This window comes from Coleofasciculus chthonoplastes PCC 7420 (genome assembly GCF_000155555.1).
Lineage (GTDB): Bacteria > Cyanobacteriota > Cyanobacteriia > Cyanobacteriales > Coleofasciculaceae > Coleofasciculus > Coleofasciculus chthonoplastes_A.
The window spans coordinates 38,497-57,951 of record NZ_DS989866.1; the positions used below are offsets into that span (position 1 = coordinate 38,497).

Below are 19,455 nucleotides of genomic sequence, written 5' to 3' on the forward strand. Positions count from 1 at the left end.
GTCTCTACACCTGTTAACGGTTAATCAGGTAAGGCTGCAATTGAGCGATCGCGTCTGGAATTGACTCAGATAGTTGATAGGCGGCTAATAAATCCGCCCAGTCATCGGGATAGCGATCGCTGTTTTGAGCTAATTGATCAATTGCCTCATACCAAATGCCCATTTCTCGATACACCAAATAGGATTGTTCCAGAGACATTTCCTGAAGCTGACGTTCTAACTCTGGGCTGGGTGCAACTCGCTGAATCCAACCACTTACACTCGGGTTACGAGATGGACTATCGGGACTGCAAACAATGGAGAAAAACCATTCATATCGTTGACCCACTTCTAAAGATTTTCCCTTTAATTCCACCGACTCATTACTCGGTAATGTAAATCGAACAAGTCCTGGTTTCTCCGGTAATTCAATCAGAATTTTGGTGAGGAGATTGTTTTGTTGATCTAACAAGGCAAATTGCGCTTTTACCCCCATCGACTGATCATAAGGAACATAAAATAAGAACGTGGGAGACGCTTTAGTCGTAGCACCCACATTATTCTCAGGTGCTAAAACAACCACCGGTTCATCAATAATAGTCGGACATGAACCCCGTGTTGCTCCGCCCCGGGTACGACCCGAAGCATCTCCCAAGGTTTTCTCTTGCGATCGCATTAGCGTTTCTACCCACTCCTGTGGTGATTGCGCTTGGACGGGAGACGGCTGAATCAAAGTGTTAGCTACAGGCACAAGTAAACAGCTAACCAGTATAATTTTGCTTGCTAGTAATTTATGCTTAATCATGACTTACTATTTTCCTGTTTAGTCTTAAATTTATTATGTCAAATTCAATTAAATTCTGTATTTTTATTTTTCTAAATTAATATAAGTTAAAAATTGGTGTCGCCTCATGATAAATAGTCGGAACAAAGGTGATAAAACAGATCCTATAATAACGGTTACCTTTAGAGGATTAGAACTGTAGGGGCGCACTTCAGTGCGCCCTTTACCAATGTGCGCCCTTTACCAATGTGCGCCCTTTACCAATGTGCGCCCTTTACTAATATGCGCCCTTTACCAATGTGCGCCTGATTTAACGTAATTTAGAAGTAACATAAATCACCAATCCCCCCGTAGCTACTAACGTTAACCCGGCTGGTATCAGCGGTATCCACCCATTAACATTAACAAAAATAATATAAACTATCCCGTACAAAATACAACAAGACATCCCCCCGGCAACGACAATATACAAAGGTCGCTGAAATTGCCACACAATTCCACCTGCAATCAATGACCATACCCCAATCCAGAGCCAATCCCCCCACCGAGGTAGCCACCAAATTAAAGCCCGTCCATCCAAAACAGTACTAATCATTTGACTTGCCATTTGTGCCTGAATAACAACTCCAGCCATCTCCCCGTAAGGGGTAAAGAAATAATCATCAGCACTAATTCTGGCAGTAATGCCAATTAAAATAATTCGGTCTTTTATATCGGTTTCAGAAATCTGATTCTCTAGAACCTGTCTTAACCTAACTCGTGGGGCAAATTCACTCGGATTGCCATTCACTAAATGGTAATTCAGTAACGTTTGGTATGTCACATCGGCATCAGATTGCCCTTGATACCCCCCTGAAAACGCACTTAAACTCTGAAATAGGGTGTTGCTAAATTGCAACGCTTGTAAATAATATCCCTCGGTTGAAAACGGTGGTTTATAAACCTTCCCCTCAGCTTCAAGATAACGACGGGCAATAACCAGACTAAATGCATCAATTGTGGAACAATACTCATCTGACGCCTGAACCAACAAATGACGACGCACAATTGAATCCCTATCTTGAATCAAATCACTAAAGCCAACCCGTTCGGGTATTGCAGATGGGTAAATTTCTGGCGGCGGTTTTATTCCCTTATAGTTACTGTACCCTAATTTACAGACAGTAATCAAACGATGATTTTCTCGCAGACGAGTTGCTAAAGGGGCTAAATTAAGGTCAGTCTTAAAATCTCGATAAATATCTAAACCAATGAGTCTGGGCTGGTATCGTTCCAGTTTCTCCAAAAGTTGATTTAGCGCTAAATCGGGTACAGTTCCATACCCTGGTGGGTAATTCTGAATCAACCATTCAATATCATCATCCGTAACTTCAACAATCAGAAACCGTTTATCTATCGGTTCACTGGGTCGCTGACGCATTAAGTAGTCATACGCCAGCAGTTCCAGAGGCTGCAATACGCCTAAAAAACGTACCCCAATCACCAAAACTGACGCCGCAATACTGCTCAAAATCACTGTTGATAGTTTGGGTTTACGCAGGGGAAATTTACGGCTTGTGATAATATAATCTTGCTGAATTAGGGTAGGTTTTGGTTCTTTTTTTTGGGCTTGCTTTAACCACTGTTCTGATGCTTCTAAATCCTTCCCTCGTAACAAAAAACTGGGTTCCCGCCCTTCTCTATCCCACTCCATCGCCCGTGTCAGTAAACGAGTATGTACCCGCAAATGATCTCTGTCGGTATCCAGAGTTCTTACCAATTGATTAAAATTTGCCCAAAAATCATGCTCATTTTGATTAAAATCAATCCGCTGTACCTTAGCTAATTCTGGGTGCAACCTCGCCGAATTAATCGGTCGATACAGCACCGTTACCACCCGTTTATTCAACTTCGCTGCATATTCAACTTCATCCGCACAGTAAGGGGAATCCACTGACCGAGGTGAAAGAATAAATAAAAAGTTATCAGAGACTTCAATTCCCCGATAAATCTCTAGCTGAAACTCCGTCCCAGACGCAATACTTTCTTGGTCAAACCAAGTCGTCTTCCCCTGCATCTGTAAGGCATCATTTAACTGACGCGCAAAATCCGAATCGGCACGAGAATAGGAAATAAATACATCCAGAGAACTCGCAGGCGGTTGTCGCAGACTTTCACTGATAAATTCCTCCTGTAACCGCGTCGGTGGATAGGATGTTCTCTGCTTTGCTACCTTCAACCAAGCTTCGGCATGACGCAGATTATATCCCCGTAGTAAAATACTGGGGTTACGATGTTGACGTTCCCACTTTAGCGCCTTGGTTAACAGTATTTTATGTTCGTTATAGTAGGCGGCATCCTGCTGTATAATTTTCAGCAGTTGGCTTTCATCAAGACGATAATCCTCTTCTTTGACATTATCAGTTAAATCGATATACTGTAAATCCTGCAACACATTTGGCATCTGTTCCGGTGGAGTTTCTCGGACTAGCACAGGAATAATCCGCTTATTGAGGGATAAAGCATATTGCCATTCCTGCTTACAGTAGTATGACTGTAGAGAGTCGGGCGAGAGTAAATAAACCACATTATCTGCTTGTTCAATTCCCCGCTGAATCGCCGCCGCAAATACTTCCCCCGTTTGAATATCACTTTGATTCGTCCAAACTGTAATACATTCTCGCCGCAAACTGTTGCGAATTTTCACCATGACTTCCTTGTCCTCTACCGCATAAGAGAGGAACACCTGAGTCATCAAATTCTGAGTATTTTTAATACTTTCAGTAATAAATTCACAATGCAAATCTGTCGGCACACAAGGCGGTTGTTCATCCTTAAATCTAGTTTTCAACCATTGTTCTGCTTGTAGTCGTTCTTCCCCAATTAATAAATAGCGAGACGACTGATGATGCCTTTTCCACGCTAAGGCTTGGGCAAGAAAATAAGTATGCTGATACACGTAATCTTGATGTCGTTCAAAAACGTCCAGCAATCCTGTTAGCGACTGTTCAAAATCATCAATCCCCTCGCGAAAGTAAACCCAATTAATCTTACCAATTTCTGGGTGCATGTTAGGAAAACTGGAATGCAATCCCTTAGCTTGATAAGCCTCCCATTCTTCATCTGTCCCCTGGGGATAGCGCTGTTGCCAGGTTTCGCGACTAATTTGTTCAACATGCAACAAGGGAATTATCCGTTTATTGTGTTGAACCGCTAATTCAATTTCCTTGCGGCAATAGGGTGAGTTAACCGAATGGGGAGCAATAATAAAGAGAAAGTTGTGGGACGTTTCTATACCATCATCTATTTGATTCTGAAAATCTACTCCCAGAGGAATATCATTTTGGTCAAACCAAACCTTCCGCCCCTGCTTTTGTAATCGTTGATAGAGTTTTATAGCAAAGGCTTTACTATCTGCTCGTCCGTAGGAAATAAATGCATCCTGAAAGCCGTTCATGATATCAAGTTATTGCTTATGGAGGAAGGGATAAAAGGGAAAAAAGGTAATCTAATCAGAATACTCTTTACCCGATTCCCGACTTCTTCAATAAATCAAGGAACTTACTATAGCGTTTCTCATATTGATGAGATACAAGGGTGAGGGCGCAAACCTTGCGCCCCTACATTTGTCCCTTCTAGGACTTCCGCATTTGGGAACTTTTATATCATCAATGCAATACTCTGACCAGCTCCTTAATTTTAGCCGCCTGCCGATCCTTGAATTGATCAGGGAAACTTAATTCTAGCGCAATTTTCTTCGGCGAAGAAGTACTGCTCTCCCCTGGAACCAGAATTTCTAATGAGAGAATTTGGGTTAAAAAGCGCTCCCGGGATTGGCTCATGGCGTCTTGACTTAACAGCAAGCCCACTAATGGTTTTTCTTGCTGCATTTTCTTTAAATTATCAGATTTAAGTAATTTAGCATTCGATGTAATAGAATCATCGAGTTCTAATCGCAAACTTGTCGCCCCAATTGCGGTCACTGTTGCCAAATAAAAGTCTCCTTCCCAAAACAATTGAGCTGAAGCTTGAACCCGTTTGCGGACTTTCCCTGACCCTTTATCTACCTTAAATTCCTGGAAGGCACGGAAAAGACCTGTAGCCAAAAATCCTAATGACTGCAACGGTTTATCCACATATTCCCGTGTTTGTGAATACCATTCCTTCACGTCAGAATACGTCACCAAGGTTAAATTATCTCGCTGTGCTTGGGTGACATTAATAAACTTAACCGCCAATTCCATTTGATGCTCATTAACCGACTTTGCTACCACAATCTGAGCCTCCATAATTACCCTTGCGCCATAATCGCCCACTAATTCAACTTCAATTTCATCGGGTAAATTGGGTTGACCTTCAACTTCTAAGATCATTCGAGTTCCAGTTTCCGAAACATCTAGAGTCACGCCACTCCAACTTTTGTCATAGCTGTAAACAGTTGCCCCCAGCCGTCGCCGTAAGCGGTGGGCAGTGCGTTCTTGGGGTTGTTCAAAAGCAACCAGTAAGGCTGCCATTAATAGAACCATATTAAAGACACACCATAAGGCGTTAACCAAAACCGCTTCTGTATCCTCTGGACGCAGGATTAACCAAAAGGGAACTGACCCTAACGCCAGCAACACAAAAGCTGTTATACCTAAGAGACCCCGTACAGACTGCCAATCAAAGTTTGATAAACTAAATTCCCGTTTGACTAACGTCATGTCTTTGTCGGTGACGTTAAAGGAACCCAGATTGGGATTAATTAACGCCATCGTTGTCACATATCCCGCCTGGAATGCCATGACAAATTCAAAGATTTCATTCCAGAAGGAAAAGCGCACATGTTTATAGGTAATGTAGTTGGCATTAAGAGACAGGAGGATATGGGGAAGTGCATACGCCAAGGTTTCCAATCCCAAACCCTGAATCGGGTTGATTCTAAATAATAAGAATAGAGTCGGCGCGAGGGCATAGATGAGTCGGGGATAGCCGTAGAAGAAGTGAGACGTGGCACTGAAGTAACAAATCCGCTGCGGAATCGTCAAATTTAGCTTACGGTTGAACACCGGATTTTCAATCCGCAGAATCTGCGCCATACCTCGCGCCCACCGAACTTGCTGACCCACATACGAGGAAAAGTTCTCTGGGGCGAGACCCGCAATCATGATTTTGTCGTAATAAATTGACCTGTATCCCAGAGAATGGAGTCGGAATGCCGTGTGACAATCTTCAGTCACCGTTTCTGTGGCAATCCCGCCAACTTGTAGGGCATATTCTTTACGAATTACCGCTGCTGAACCACAGAAAAACGCCGCATTCCAAAAATCATTTCCTTTTTGCAGTACCTTATAAAATAACTCATTACCAACCGGGATTCTGCCATCTGTACGCAAATTTCGCTCAAAGGGATCGGGGTTAAAAAACCAGTGGGGTGTTTGCACAAATGCGACATTTTCATCAAAAAAGAAGCCGGCGGTATGTTTGAGAAAATCTCGCAGCGGAATATGGTCACAGTCCAGAATCATCACTAAATCGCCCTTTGTGCGGCGAAACGCGGTATTAATATTCCCCGCCTTGGCATGTTCATTACTATCCCGCGTCATCATGATGCAGCCGACTTCCTCGCACATTTTCCGCAATCTTTCGCGACGGGCTTTGTATTTTTCGGCTCGACCATCATCTAAAACATACACCTTTTTTTTGTCTTCCGGATAGTCGATTGCCATGGCACCGATTGCCGTTTTGCGGACAATTTCCACGTCTTCGTTGTAGGTGGGAATATAGATGTCCACCTTGGGCCACTGGTCTTGCGGATATGCCGACAAATCGACAGGTTCACGGTCTTGAATATGCAGGGTTTGAACATACGCCAGAACGAGCGTCAGGATGGCATACAGTTCAGCGATCAACAACAGTACACAAAATAAGCCATTGATAAAGGTATCAAAATTGAGTGTATAGTTGAGGCGATAGTAGAGATAGCGGGCAGTGGTTACTAAACTCAACCAGACCAAAAATAAGTGGTAGTACTCACTAATTTGTTTGTCTGACACGCGGTTTTCCGCTCGTACAACCACTTGCCCGATCGCCAAAAGCAAAATGGCGACAACACCCTGCTGCCAAACCTTTAGTGGAGTAATCACCAAGGGAATCGAGATCACCAGCAGAAACAGAACCAGCCATTTCAAATGGCTTAAACCAATGGGTTCTAGTGAGCGATCAAAAAACCCAGGCAGAACATCAACTAGCCAGTCAGTGGCGAAGGGGCGTTGAGGACGAAATCGCTGGAATTTAGACGAAGACGAAGACATATTCAACGGTAGGGGTTAGTGAATAAGAAGGTAGAAGGCAGGGGGAGTTGGGGGAGCTGGGGAAGCTGGGGGAGAATGACTAATAACTAATGACTCTTTTGATCACTAAGCCGCTTGAGATAGAACTGAGAAATCCCGTACAGCAAAAGCGCGATCGCGAAAATGCCAGCTGGTAAAAAGAACCAGTTGTCTTGAATAAAGCGAGACACCTTACTCAACACTCCAGTATTTTCAATCCGACTGGTTGAGGGCGCACGTTCTAAGAATTCCAATGTGTAGGCATCCGGGTCATAGCTAGCCGTATCTTGCTGATTGCTGCTGATCAGTACCGTGTCGTCCTGGAGTTGGAAGAACCAGGGATCTTTGCTAATCACCTGCCGCACTCGTTCTAACCCATTCGCCGTCTGTGCGGTTAGCGCTAATAGCACCCGTTCCTTGTTATCTGGCGACATGATTTCCTTAATCATGCCTTCGTTATCCGGTAAGGCTTGAATGCTACCTTGATTCCACTGGCGAGAAAAAGCATCCTGCAAGCGGAAACCACTGCCATCAAACACCTCTGGGAAGGGAAATTGCTCTCTGGTACCAATTCCCACCAAATGGTGTCCCTCTCGGACTTCCGCAGGCAACGTTGTCGTTGTATAGGCATCCAGATTAACCGAATCTGCCTTACTCAGTCGTCCCAGACGTTCGCTAACCGTTAACAGCGTCAGCAAATCCGTATTACTTGGAGAATCCGGCACCACAATCGCGGTTCTGGACAAATCCTGGGGTGCAGCAAAGGGATAACCTTCCTGAAACAGTCCTAAATCGGGGAGTTGTACCGATTGTTGGCGGTTCAGGTTGAAGCTAGTGTCTGCATGGAGGGTTCCTGTCAATTGTTGGTCGGTGACTTTACCACATACACCCGGTTCTCTGGGATTGAGTCGGAATGCCACTTCCAGTTGGGAATCGGGCTTGATTAAATGGGGGGGCAAATCCACTTTTAATCGTTTTCGGGTAGCGCCGTCTTCTGAGGTCAATCGCGCCCCACCGATAAATGTGCCATCCAGTAGGACTTCTACCGCCGAGGTACGAGGATTGATTTGTGGACTATAGCTATAACGCAGGGTCATGGAACTCCCCCGCGTAAATTGGTCATCCGGCAAAGCGTGAAAATCAATTGGAATTGGGGGTGCCGCTGACCCACGTACCGTGATGTCTTCAAATGGATCACCGTTTTCTTTTGTTTTAATTTCGCTGAGGGTAAAGGAATTTTCTTCCGGTAAATAACCGGGCCAATTCCGGAGTGATGGTGTGTCTACCTCTTTGAGACTATCCACTAATACAGCTTGACCTGTACCAAATTTACGGCTGTCAGGCTGGACTAAAAACTGGGCAGCTTTGGCAACACCGTCAGCCCCATTGCCTGTCACCACTAAAACGGGAACCGCCCCATCTAAGGTGGTGGTCATCATTAAGATACCCACGTCACTGGGTAAAGCGACTTGGTTTCCATCTAAAATTTGGTTGCCACTGATGCTAAAGGGCAGATCCAAATCCGCTATGGCGGGTTGTTCGGCGGGTGTGCCAATAACGACCAACCGTTGACCCCACTCTATATCCTCTAAATCGTTAATGATTTCCGTATCAATGGGACGGAATTCTGCCATTCTGCCTAATGCAGCTTGAAAACGAGGGGCGGCGGTTAACCAAGTATCGTTAACCTTGGGCAGGAGATAAGCAATGCGATTGGTATCTAAACTGAGGTCGTCAAAGAAAGGATAGGGATAGCGGCTAAAGTTGAGCGGAATCGGTTGAGGCTGATATTCAAACTGTAATTCTGAATCCGGTAGTACTTCTGTCCAAAGCGTGGGGTCACCCGGATCGCTACATTCTTCGTCATTACTTTGTCGGGCGACAATTGTCAGTTCGTTATAGTCCTGAATCAGTCGAGATGGGACGTTGAAGAGGACGCTGCCAACTTCCGATTGTTGGCGGTTGAGGGGGACTGAACCCACACTCGTGCCATTCACTCGGACTGTGAGATTGGAGTCCTTGGCAATCAGGGCGGGTGAATGCTGGAAACGAATTAGGGCTTTAGCCCCTTGGATTTTCCAGCCTCGGGGACGGGTAAAGCCGAGTCGGGCTTCAGAATACACCCCTCGGAAGCGGAAGCGGTTGCCGACGATGGGAGAGCGATTGAATTGCAGGACGTACTCGCCTGTGGGTAGGGGTTCAGCCTCTGCCGTTTCTTCCTCGCGAGCAGGTGAGGAGGGTGCAGGAGAACGACGTGCGGGTGCAGGTTCTTCGGGTTCAGTTGATGTCGGCGCTGAACGAGTGGGCTGGCTCTGCGGCGGCGGTTGACTAGGTGCAGGCGTTGTTCGCTTGCGTGTTGGTGATGTAGATTTTTTCGGAGGAGCCGCCGGAGCGGGTTTGTAAACAGGTTCCTTTTGGGGCGTGGTGGGTAGGGTATATTCGCGAATTAACTGATCTTCCTGCTCTTGCAGGCTACTGTCGCTTTGAGCGACGGCAAAGTTGGTAGTGATCACTAGCCCGACGACTAAAACGCTACACAGAAGCAACAATCCGAGTCGCGTTCCTGTAGATACACGGGTGGAGCGCTGACGTCCGCGATGGGTGGAAGGATTTGGAGATTGGGAGTGACGAAACAGGCGTTTCATAGGAGAACTCTTACGGTTGATGGAAATGCCCAGTTAGTATTGCTTGGGAACTAAATTATGCGATTCCAACTATCTGGAATTTGGGGATGTTTACACAAGCCAATTTGTGCTGTTGGGTTTGGCTATCGCTCTACCCAACGGGCTTGTGCCAAACGGACAGGCTCCCCTAAACGATGGCAAGGGACATCATTTATCAACGGAACCCGCCCGAATTAGGACGGTTTGTAGATAGCATTCCCGCTTCAGTCCAACGAGTAACAGGTTGACTGAACCCGGTCATTTGTAGAAACGGTGGTGACATTTTTCTAGTCCTCTGAATCGGTATTCGACTCGATGCCACCCTGATATAAGATGCGATTATTCGTGCTTACGAATAAATTCTTAACGGTTTCAAGCCTTGACAGACGTTATCGACCTCTGTATCATTCCCTTATTGCGTTTCTGGAAAACTGCTGCTGGGATTGAAAAAATTGCGAATTCTTTACCAGGTCAGGTGATACTAGGGCGATCCAGGCTAGGTTTTGGGTATAGTAAGCAGATTCATCATCCCAAATTCCCTGATTGTATTGTGGTAGAAGTTTACGCTCCAATAGTTGTTCAGCTATAGCCGGATTGATTAAGCGCATAGCTGGGTAAAGCATGGCATATTGGGAGGTGGCATCGTATTTGACCAAAGATTCTCCATCGAGGTTAATTCGAGCAGGCAAGCGAGAGGACGATTGCCATTGATCTTCAAGGTATTGGGTTGCTGTTTCCAGATAATTTAACGCCTCCGTCGATTGAAACCATTCGGCATCCCAAGCGATTCGCCACCAGACGCGATACGCATCAAAGCTATAGACGCTTTTCAGTTTGCTTTGTGGGGGTATGGACTGAAATTGATTGGTCTGTAAATCCAAAGCAATCCAGTCACTCGGTAACCCAACCGCCGAAACTTTAGAGGAGTTTTCCAAGACGTAGTAGCTACTGTCGATCAAACTCAGCCAGTCTCGTTCGGGATCAACCTGAGCAAACAGGCGAAACGCATAAGGGGCGAGATAGGAGGGATTCAGATAAATAGTCGATGGCGACGGGACAAAGGCTTGCTTGGGTCCAGGAAGGAGATAACGTTTGCCATCGGGTCCAGCGATGGTGGAGTAGTCCCACAAATCGCGCAGCTTGATTCGCGCTAACTCTAAATATTCCGGGCGATCCCAGCGGCGGTATGCCCAAATTAATGCGGTAATCGCATCAATATCAGCATCGCTGGCAAAATTTCGATCAATGGCACCCCAATTACCCTCATCATCTTGACCCCACAGCCAAACCCAAAGATTGTCTTCAGGTTCGCCTGTTTCTGTGAGTCGATGCAGGTTATCTTCTGCCCACTCTAAGGTGAGGGCAAATGTGGTTGGGTCATTAATCAATACAGCCCTGAGCATAGCGTAGGCTTGTCCTTCTGAGGTGGAGCGATCGCTCGCTTCGTAGTCGATTACTCGTCCGTCCTCTTGAATGAATTGTTGTCTGTAGATGACCCAGCTTTGTTCGAGTATATCCTGGATAGGCGGCGATGGGGATAAAACGGGAAAATCAGCTACGGGGGAAGCCGTTACTGGAGAGGGAGAAGGGGAAACCGAGGCTTCCGGTGGTTCAGGTTCGGAGAATTTTATGGACACACAACTGGTGAGATTCAACAGCAGTAACATAGCGCTTATAGTCATGCTTGTAGTCAGCGCTTTAGCGCTTCTGGCACTAAAGTGCCTACTACGAACCCAGTGATTTGTCCTTTGTCCTTTGTCATTCGTCATTTGTCATTTGTCATTTGTCAGGGAATAGGGAATGGGGAATAGGGAATAAGGAATAGGTAAGGTAGAGTTTAGTTTTAACTTCCCCATCTCCCCCTACAGACACGCACACTAGAACCGTTCCCATGGGGGTTGAAATCCTCGTCGTTGTAAAAAGTCTTCCTGAATTTGTTGCATTTGATTTGATAATTCTGGATCTAACGTTCCTCCTTGTTGAAGTTGTTCGACTTGCATCGCTTCCAAATCCGCTAAAGCCTCAAGCTGATAGTCTTGAACTCGTTTCAGTCCAACCATCGCTTGACGAATTCCTTGATCATTCGGGTCAAGGGCTAAGGCTTGGGAATAAAGATTTCTGGCTTCATCCAATCGTCGTTGTTGAAATCGAACGCCAGCTAGGGCGGATAATGCCTCTTGATTAGCTGGTTGGGCGGATAAAATTAACTGATAGGCTTGTTCAGCGAGTTCTAAATCATCGATCGCTTGACCAATTTGTCCTTGTAAAAAGTAGTTGCGGATGTTGGTAGGATCGCGAGCCACTAATTGCGCGACTCTAACTCTGGCTTGTTCTGGACTGCGTTGGGCGATAAGCTGAATTGACCGGATTTGTACGGGCAAATTCGTGGGATCAAGCTGAAGCAGTCTGTTATAAAGTGCCTCCCGTTCCGGAGATGGCGGTAATGATCCCACCAACGTAAATAGTTCTGGCGGCGCATTGGTGGCGGGTTGAGTCTGGAGCCAGTAATTGAGAACCCCTTGGGCTTGGGATTCTGAAATTAGATCCGCTTGGTAGGCTAGGTTAGCACGGGCGAGTTGGAGTGTTGTGTCCTGGGGATTACGGGCGATTAACTGATCAAATACAGCGAGGGCTTCTGTGGGACGATTTTGTTGCAGCCGCACATTAGCCAGCCCTCGTATCGCCGCGTTGAGAATATCCCGTTCGGCTGGATTACTGGCAATTAAAGCTTGATAACGCTGGGCGCTGGCTTCTAAGTTTCCTTCCCGACGCTCAATTTCTGCGGCTAACAACTGGGGGGCTAAGTCTTCCGCACCTGCGGGGGTAGCTGCATAAGCGGCTAACGCCTGTCTTGCTCCGGCGAGGTTATCGTTTTCCAATAAAATCTGGGCGATGCGGAAATTTAAGAAAGGAACGTTGACACCGGATTGGATGAGACTGGTGTAAATGGGTAATAATTCCGGTCCTGGGGGTTCAATCCCGGCTAAGGCTTGGGCGATGAGTTGGCGTTCATTGGGATCAGCCGGGAGCGGTTGCAGGGCGCTTAATAGACGGGCTTTGAGTTCGGCTTCGGAAATTAAACCGAGTTCCCGTTCTAAGGCGACTTGTTTGACTAAGAGAGTACGGTCATTAGGTTGTAAGCTTAAGAGTTGGCGATAGAGATTCAGAGCGGTTTGCTGTTGGTTGGGTAGCCCAGCAAATACATCAGCAATTTCCCGCAAGAGTTTGGGTTCGGGATTGGGGGTTTGATCCAGCGCCTGACGATACAAATTCGCGACTTGTTGGGTTAGGGCTTGGTTACCCGTTTGATTGCGAATCTCATTCAAGGCTCGTGCTAAGGGTAAAGTCGCATTGGGATTCCCTTGTAGGGGGGTTAAGACATTTAACGCTTCAGTTGGCTGTTGATTGGCGAGATAGGCTTGGGATAAAGCCGTTCGGGTGAAGATAGCTAATTGTGGATCAGAGAGGAGTTGGGGCGATCGCAGTTGTCCCTCCAGAATCTGGACAGCCGCCGCCGGATTCCCGGTTTCTTGTAAGGCGCGGGCGTAAGCCAGGGCAGGATACCCAGTAATTTGTCCTCCTGTGGCTAGGTAACGGTTAAACAGTTCCAATCCCCGTTCCGGGTTACCGCTATTGGTAAAGGTTTCCGCCGCCCCAAGCAGAATATTGGGCGAGGGATTTGCTTGGAGGACAATTTGATAATCCGCCAAAGCTTCAGCAAACCGTTGCTGAAAGCCATAGAGTTGGGCTCGCAAACCACGGGCTTCGATATCGTTGGGATTTAGATTCAGCAATGTGGTGAGGGCTTCGATTCCCTGAACCTGCCATTCGGAGCGATAAGTCCCAAATAGACCCACCGATTTTAAGGCTAATTCATTGGTGGGATCTTGTGCCAATACTTGTTGATAAGCATTCCAGGCTTGCTGAAGATTCCCCTGTCGTCGATGAGCGATCGCTAACCCTAACTTGGCATCCAAGGAATCCGGATAGCGCCGTACCGCTGCCTCAAATGCCGCGATCGCATCCTGAACTCGTCCTTGACTCAGCAGTGAAAAGGCTTGGCGAACGGCTGTGGGTACGGTTTGGGCATGAACAGCCGGGATGGTGTACACCATCGGTGTGCTAATGGCTAATCCAGCTAGTCCTAATCCAATGAGTTTAGTCATTTGTCATTCGTCATTTGTCATTTGTCATTTGCCTCATCTCCCCCGTCTTCCCCACCTCCCGATAACTGATAACTGATAACTGATAACTGATCACTGATCACTGATCACTCCTCCTACTCTCTTCAATCTATAGGAATCACATCAAATTCGGTTTTCAAGCGCACACCGACATCGGTTTCGGAGAAGTTATTGCGTTGCTGGATGGTAAATCCTAGACGGAGATTGGGTAAAAATCGAAAATCATAGAATAGTTCTAAAACGTCGGGATCTTCTTCTCCTTGATTATTTGATAATTCCTGCCCATAGCCTAAACCTAGCCGATCATTTTGGGTAAATACATCCAAAAAGCTAACGCCAAAACTATAGGTCGTCGCGGCTTCGTCAATCTCTCGGTTGATATACCGACCATAGCGACCAAAGATGCCCATATTCCAATCGGGGATAAAGTATTCAGCATTGAGACCATACGCCTCTTCCCGATCATCTTCTTCCAATCCCACATTATTGTCCCCGCGTGCGATAGAGAAAATTTCGTTAAATCCTGTATCTGAACCCGCGTCGCGATCGGTGGCATAGGTGCCGCGAATAATGCCATTGCCATAGCGCAAACCCACTTCTCCAGCAAATCCATCTAAGGCAAAATCACCAATACTTCCCGACGATGAAAACGCCACCGCTTTCGCTTCAATATTGTCAGTTAATGTCCAATTGACTAAGAAGCCCGGACGGGAGGAAATTCCTGTGGCACTTAAGGCTGGATTGGTTTGAAAGACGGGATTAAAGAAATGGGTAACGCCATCTTTAGCAAAGCTATTGCGATCAAAGTAAGAGGTTAAGTCCAATTGACCGATAACAAAGCGTAAATTAGGCAAATCAGTAAACGGAGCGGTAGCAAAATAGAGTTCATTGATGTTTAATCCTTGGTTGGGAGAATCTGCCAAGCCACTATCTTCGCTAGTTAAATCTAATGTGGCAGCAAATAGCGCCTTGGGAGTTAGAGGATAGACGCCAGCCAACCGCGCCCTCGCCACAGAGGAGTCACCCTGCACCACATAAGTTCCTTGGAACTGTAAGGTGGGATCGCGCAATGCTGTACTGCGTAGCAGGGAAGATGGGGGTTGATTGGGCTGGGTTGGGTCAAACTCCTGAGCCGGAGTCGCCACTGGAGGGGGCAGGTTTGGGTTAGGAGTAACGGGTACAACGCCTGGATTGGGTGAGACAAAAGGAGACTGTGCGACTGAATTCGTCCCATTCAATGGATTGACATTGGGATTAACCTGTGGAGGTAATGCGGCTTGCGTTTGCGGCTGGGCGTAAACCTGTCCTACACCTGGGTTATAGCCGTTAAAACTTTGTGAATTTGGGTTAACGGGTGCGGGTAAAGGAGCTTGATTTTGCGGTAAATAGGAAACCTGTCCTATACCTGGGTTATAACCGTTGAAACCTTGTGAATTTGGGTTAACAGGTACAGGTAAAGGGGCTTGGTTTTGGGGTAAGGAATAAAATTGCCCTGCCCCTGGGTTATAACCGTTGAAACCTTGGGAATTGGGATTAACAGGTGCAGGTAAGATGGCTTGGTTTTGCGGTAGATAGGAAAACTGTCCTACACCTGGGTTATAGCCATTAAAATTTTGCGGATTTTGGTTAATTGGTACGGGTTGGACGGCTTGATTTTGGGGTAAGGAATAAAACTGTCCTGCACCGGGATTATAGGGATTAAACCCAACTGGAGTCTGAGTGGGTGGCATTGACCCAACTTGGGGCATTTGGGGAATGTAAGCAACCTGCCCCCCGCCAACGTTATAAGGATTTGCCCCCATCGGGACTCCCATGGGTTGTACTGGCACGAGGATAAAGGTTTGAGGCAGATAAGGAACTTGTCCCCCGGCTGGATTGTAGTTATTACCCCCTAGAGGCATTCCCATGGTTTGCACGGGAACCAAGATTACGGTTTGAGGCAGATAAGGAACTTGTCCCCCGGCGGGGTTGTAAGGATTGACTCCCCCAGGAAAGCCCTGAGTTGACACCGGAATAAAGTTAGGAGTTGGGGCAATATAAGAAGGTTGTCCTCCCGCTTGGTTGTAGGGATTGATACCTGCTGTCCCAGCACCGGGCATAGGGATAAGATTAGGCGTTTGGGTTCCATAAAGGGACTGTCCCCCAGGTTGGTTATAAGGATTGTTACCCATAGCCGCCCCAGTACCGGGCATAGGAATAACCGTAGGCGTTTGGGTTCCATAAAGGGACTGTCCCCAGGTTTGGGTATAGGAGTTGGGACTCATCGCCGCCCCAGTACCGGGCGTGGGGATGGTGTTGGGTGTTTGAGTAAAGGAAGAGGGCTGTCCCCAAGTTTGGCTGTAGGGATTCACGCCCTGGGGTTGCACATTCGGTGAAATGAGAGTGGGAAAGGCAGGAAGCTGTCCTGAGTTAGATCCCGTAGAACCCAGAGGAATAGAGTTTGTCGGTACAGGGAGGGGAGATGAATTTTGTAACAGAGTTGGAAGCTGCGCCACCTTTACGTCGAAGGTATCCCTAAACCGGACTGAGGTTTCAATGGCAAGGGGTTGGTTACAGGTGGTTGAATCGTGACAATTCTGATCAGAGGACAATTTGGGAGTAAGAGAGTCTTCCTGAATCGTCAAGGGTTGGTGAGCAGAGTTTAAAGCTAGTTCTGATAAACCCGACTGAGTTGATAGACTGGCTTGAATTGGGGGATTGGGGATGGGGGAAGCAATACGGTTGGAATACGCTCTAGTTTCTACCGCTTCTGTTCTCCCTGTTCCCCGATCTTTTGCCCTATCGATGGGGGCGGGACTATTGTGGTTATTTTGTTGTTCCTCGTGTCTTGCTGGAACGGTTTGGTCAAGCGTTTCATAAGTTTTCGGCGCCATAGCATTGGGTTCAACGGCTACGACTGAAGGGTTAGAATTCAGGCTTGTCGATAGAGCCGTATCTCGTCTTGAGACATGCTCTACCCCTTGGGCAGAGACGGACGCTGGATTGGGATGTTGGTTTTGCTCAGAAGCCGATTTATGCAAGCGATCGGCTTGATTCAGAGATAATTGGAAATCACCGGACGGTTTTTCTTGTCCAATATCTTGCTGATTGGCGACTTCTGAGTCAGGTAGAGTCGCCTGAGCGGGTTTAATTTCAAGTAATCCTAGCGTCCAGAAAACGATAAGTGATCCAATACTAAGCAGATTAATCCATAGCAGCGGCTTAAGCAAGCCGAATCGTTGAGAATCAGGGACTATTAAGTTCATTACCGGAGTTCGTTTGACCGATTGATGTTTGCCCTGCACCCTGTCGCCACTTTAGCAAAGGAATTAGTCCTTGGCGATTCATATAACCTTGGTTGAATGAAGGTTGAATCTTGTCTTATAGATAATAGAGGATAGCCAGTGACGCTTTTTGGTTATAAACATCCACCTGCTTTAGCTAAAACCACTCGGTTACGTCTGAATTCCAGAAAATTGACAGGTCAATTTCCACCCTATTTTTTAGGATACTCTTGGCGCAACCGTTCACCTACGAACTAATCCTCACCTGGAAATTTTGCCGAGTCAATGATAGTTGACTAAACAATTCAAGGGAGTAAATTCGAGAAACGTTTAGCTGTAAATAGAACGGTTTGGGCAAAGCCTGAATCCGTCCCCTAGTAATTTCACTCAAAGGTACAAGGCATTGAGCGCCCGAAGCCTTGAGTGACTATTCCTGCGCTCGTTGCCGAAACAGCGATCGCGTTCTCATCAACCTCCTTTGATCAGATCAAAGGTTCAATCAGCTAACGGTGTTGGCGAGTGCAACACTATAACAGATGCAGATACTTTGACTTTACCGAATGGGTACTTATTTCGTAGACCGTATTTTCACGGATTTTTCGCTTGAAGAGCGAAAATTGCGCCCCTGACTCATTTCTAGCTAATCTGGCGATAGACTCCCTCGACTGTCGTTTTTCATTCAGCGCGGGATGAATCACCAGTCCCTATCTAGTTTAATGCGTCCGTTAAGAGAGCCTCCATAACCTTTGGGGAATTGGAGTGGCAAGTGAGCATTCCTCTACAACTACGCCTTAACTTCTCAGTTTTAACATATTGAAAGAATTTGCCAAGGGGAATCAGGGGATAAGGCTTTAGCCTGGGTGTAAGTATCTGAACTTACAATTCTGTTCACTTTACTAAGAAATGTCAACAAGCCTCAAACCCTTACTGTTGCCTGTTGCCTGTTGCCTGTTGCCTAATCTCCCATTGAATCGTTTTAGATTAGAGGTAATGATTCAAGAGGTCTGATTGTGGTCTTTGCTCAAACCAGTTCCCCAGATGTAGGAACAACTCGCCTCACGCTAGACGAGTATCGGGCGATGGAAGAAACCCACCCGGAACGTCATGAATACCGCAACGGAGAGATTATTACAATGTCGGGAGGTTCTGAAGCCCATAGTGCGATCGCTAGCAACTTATTAATTTACTTGGGGTTTTTGCTCAGAGATACCGATTTTCGTTTGTATAACAGCGACTTGCGAGTTTGGATTCCTGAATATCAGTGTGGGACTTATACTGATTTGATGGTGGTTAATGGCTTCCCAGAATTCAATGGTGAGCGCAATGATGAAATTCTCAATCCTTTCCTGATTGTCGAAGTTCTATCGCCTTCTACGGAAGCCTATGATCGAGGTGAAAAGTTCAGAAAATATCGTTCTCTTGCTAGTTTTTGTGAATATCTGCTGGTGAGCCAAGCTGAACCCTACATTGAGCAGTATCATAATCTTGAGCCTAGCAGTAATGATCGCTGGCTGTGGCAAGTGTACTCTAACCTTGAGCAGGTGATCGTCCTGCACAGTTTAAACATAGAAGTTCCCCTGTCTGAAATCTATCGTCGCATTAATTTTTAAGGGTTATTTCGGCGGACATGATATCAAACCGCTTCTAAAAACCTAGACAAACCTACCCATAAGTAATTCTGTCTTGGTATAAGTCCACGGTGTAACTTTTGGTCGATAACCGTTAACGCTTACGCTTGGCTGATACCCGGCATTGTCGCTCGATATCAGTCTTAACCAACGGCTCCCAGTTAGAGACGCAGTAGTAATCGTGTCTACGATTGACTACAGGGCATCGACCAATAAAATTATTAAATTGATATAGAGCACTCCATACGTGCTTTCTCGGATTCACTCCAAGATAGGCGGACACAGAGCGCGGCAATCTCCGTACAGACGCGCCATGGCGCGTCTCTACAGTTCATGCCTCTTCTAGCAATTGCTAGGGCCGCTGCCACATCAGAAGACAGTCCATACATCCGACTATATTTAACCAATCCAATTAAACTCGTGTAAGCTGGATTGACAAACTTTATAGTTATTCCTCGGTTGGATAAAATCGATGACAAAATTTGATAAAAACGACTGTATGCCCAGGCAGAAAGCATTCGAGCATATTTTTTCGTTCGCTCTCTAAGTTGAGCTTTTTTTCTCGAAAAATCTAAGTTTTCGCACAGAACAGGGATCTTAAACTCCCTGGCTAAAGCTGCCAATTTCAAACAAACATCGACAAGTTGAGCATCTTGTTTACCTT

At 46.4% G+C, this 19,455-nt stretch carries 9 protein-coding genes and 1 pseudogene; 2 read left to right on the forward strand and 8 right to left on the reverse strand.

Annotated features, from left to right (window positions below; translation table 11 throughout):
* Nucleotides 1-13 precede the first annotated feature (13 nt).
* From MC7420_RS27745 to MC7420_RS27760, 4 genes are all read right to left on the reverse strand, one after another.
* Complete coding sequence (locus tag MC7420_RS27745; protein WP_044210153.1) at nt 14-784, reverse strand: DUF928 domain-containing protein; 771 nt, start codon at nt 782-784, stop codon at nt 14-16.
* A 289-nt stretch (nt 785-1,073) separates the two neighbouring features.
* Nucleotides 1,074-4,199 (reverse strand): TIR domain-containing protein, encoded by a 3,126-nt coding sequence (locus MC7420_RS27750; protein ID WP_006104765.1) that lies wholly within the window; start codon nt 4,197-4,199, stop codon nt 1,074-1,076.
* 211 nt (nt 4,200-4,410) lie between these two features.
* Nucleotides 4,411-7,035, reverse strand: a complete 2,625-nt coding sequence (locus MC7420_RS27755) for a glycosyltransferase family 2 protein (RefSeq protein ID WP_006104671.1) — start codon at nt 7,033-7,035, stop codon at nt 4,411-4,413.
* 86 nt (nt 7,036-7,121) lie between these two features.
* The gene (locus MC7420_RS27760) at nt 7,122-9,698 is read right to left on the reverse strand and encodes a cellulose biosynthesis cyclic di-GMP-binding regulatory protein BcsB (RefSeq protein WP_006104714.1); all 2,577 of its coding nucleotides are present in this window, start codon (nt 9,696-9,698) and stop codon (nt 7,122-7,124) included.
* 57 nt (nt 9,699-9,755) lie between these two features.
* Here MC7420_RS27760 and MC7420_RS40575 point away from each other — a divergent pair, with 57 nt between their 5' ends.
* Nucleotides 9,756-9,914 carry a hypothetical protein gene (locus MC7420_RS40575; protein WP_006104679.1) on the forward strand — a complete coding sequence of 53 codons (159 nt, stop codon included), beginning with the start codon at nt 9,756-9,758 and terminating at the stop codon, nt 9,912-9,914.
* Nucleotides 9,915-10,120: 206 nt separating this feature from the next.
* Here the strand turns inward: MC7420_RS40575 and MC7420_RS27765 are convergent, their stop codons facing one another.
* The 3 genes from MC7420_RS27765 to MC7420_RS35775 form a co-directional block, all read right to left on the reverse strand.
* Nucleotides 10,121-11,485, reverse strand: coding sequence for a glycosyl hydrolase family 8 (locus MC7420_RS27765; RefSeq protein WP_006104740.1), 1,365 nt, complete (start codon nt 11,483-11,485; stop codon nt 10,121-10,123).
* A 108-nt stretch (nt 11,486-11,593) separates the two neighbouring features.
* Entirely contained in the window at nt 11,594-13,882 is a 2,289-nt protein-coding gene (locus tag MC7420_RS27770) for a tetratricopeptide repeat protein (RefSeq protein ID WP_006104746.1), read from the reverse strand.
* A gap of 122 nt (nt 13,883-14,004) precedes the next feature.
* Nucleotides 14,005-17,145, reverse strand: coding sequence for a hypothetical protein (locus MC7420_RS35775; RefSeq protein ID WP_006104724.1), 3,141 nt, complete (start codon nt 17,143-17,145; stop codon nt 14,005-14,007).
* Nucleotides 17,146-18,173: 1,028 nt separating this feature from the next.
* Between MC7420_RS35775 and MC7420_RS27780 the strand changes: the two genes are divergently transcribed.
* The gene (locus MC7420_RS27780; protein WP_006104778.1) at nt 18,174-18,773 is read left to right on the forward strand and encodes a Uma2 family endonuclease; all 600 of its coding nucleotides are present in this window, start codon (nt 18,174-18,176) and stop codon (nt 18,771-18,773) included.
* A gap of 112 nt (nt 18,774-18,885) precedes the next feature.
* Here the strand turns inward: MC7420_RS27780 and MC7420_RS41900 are convergent.
* A pseudogene (locus tag MC7420_RS41900) lies at nt 18,886-19,455 on the reverse strand (IS200/IS605 family accessory protein TnpB-related protein); the annotation flags it as partial.